Here is a 1,088-nt window from a genome sequence, read left to right as displayed (position 1 = left end):
GGACGGTACGTTGCTGGACAGCGCCCCGGATTTCGTCGCCACCCTTGATGCGATGCTGGCCGAGCGCGGCCGCGCACCGATCGATCCGGCGCAGTTGCGGCCAGTGGTGTCCAAGGGTTCACGGGCGATGGTGTCGGCCGCGTTTCCAGAGCTGGAAGCGGCCGAGCGCGATGCACTGATTCCCGAGTTCCTGCAGCGCTACGAAGCCTCGATCGGCCAGCACGCCGTGCTGTTCGACGGCGTGGCCGGCATGCTCGGTGCGCTGGACGAAGCCGGCACCGTGTGGGGCATCGTCACCAACAAGCCCGARTACCTGGCGCGGCTGATCGTGCCGCAGTACGGCTGGCAGCAGCGCTGCGCCGTGCTTGTCGGGGGGGACACCCTGGCCGAGCGCAAGCCGCATCCGTTGCCGCTGCTGCACGCCGCGCAGCTGATCGGCATCGCAGCGGAAGACTGCGTGTACGTCGGCGACGATGAGCGCGACATCATCGCCGCGCGTGCTGCCGGCATGCCGTCGGTGGCGGCGCTGTGGGGCTACCGCCTGCACAGCGATGACCCGTTGGCCTGGCAGGCCGATGTGCTGGTCGAGAACGCCGGACTTCTGCAACTGGCCAGTCTCTGGCCGAACCGGCCGGCGACCCCGGCCCAGCCGTAAGGAACAACGTAGTGAGCAGTACCGCGCTGGATAGTTTCCTCGACAAGTGGCGCAGCCGCTGGCCGGAATGGTCGGTGGCCGAGCCGTTCGTGGCCGAACCGCAGCGCCATGTGGCGCTGGCGTGGTTCGCGCTGCTGCAGGAATTCGACGACATGCTCAACACCGCTGGCGACCCGCTGCCGGCGGACGCCAAGCTGGCGTGGTGGGGCGAGGAACTGCGGAGCTGGGCCGCGCAGCGTTCGCGGCATCCGCTGGGCCGCGTGCTGGAGCCGGTGCGGGCACCGTGGGTGCAGCTGGCCGAGGCGCTGCCGGATCTGGTCGAGGCGCGCACCGTAGCGCTGGACGCTGCCGGCGCCGAACGTGCACTGGGCAACTATGCCGACGCGGTGGCTGCGGTCGAGGCCGTGGTGTTTGCCGACAAGCCGCGCAAGGG

The 1,088-nt window shown here is 69.9% G+C and carries 2 protein-coding genes; both read left to right on the top strand.

Going from position 1 to position 1,088, the window contains the following annotated elements; translation table 11 throughout:
• The coding region (locus tag AC1VAN_RS22660) for a phosphoglycolate phosphatase (RefSeq protein ID WP_480986843.1) at positions 1 to 655 on the top strand (655 nt) is incomplete at its 5' end.
• Positions 656 to 666: 11 nt separating this feature from the next.
• A partial coding sequence (locus AC1VAN_RS22655) for a squalene/phytoene synthase family protein (RefSeq protein ID WP_480986842.1) occupies positions 667 to 1,088 on the top strand: 422 nt, incomplete at its 3' end.

It is taken from the genome of Stenotrophomonas sp. 05L44_2 (assembly GCF_056665995.1).
This window is presented reverse-complemented; position numbering and strand designations above follow the sequence as displayed.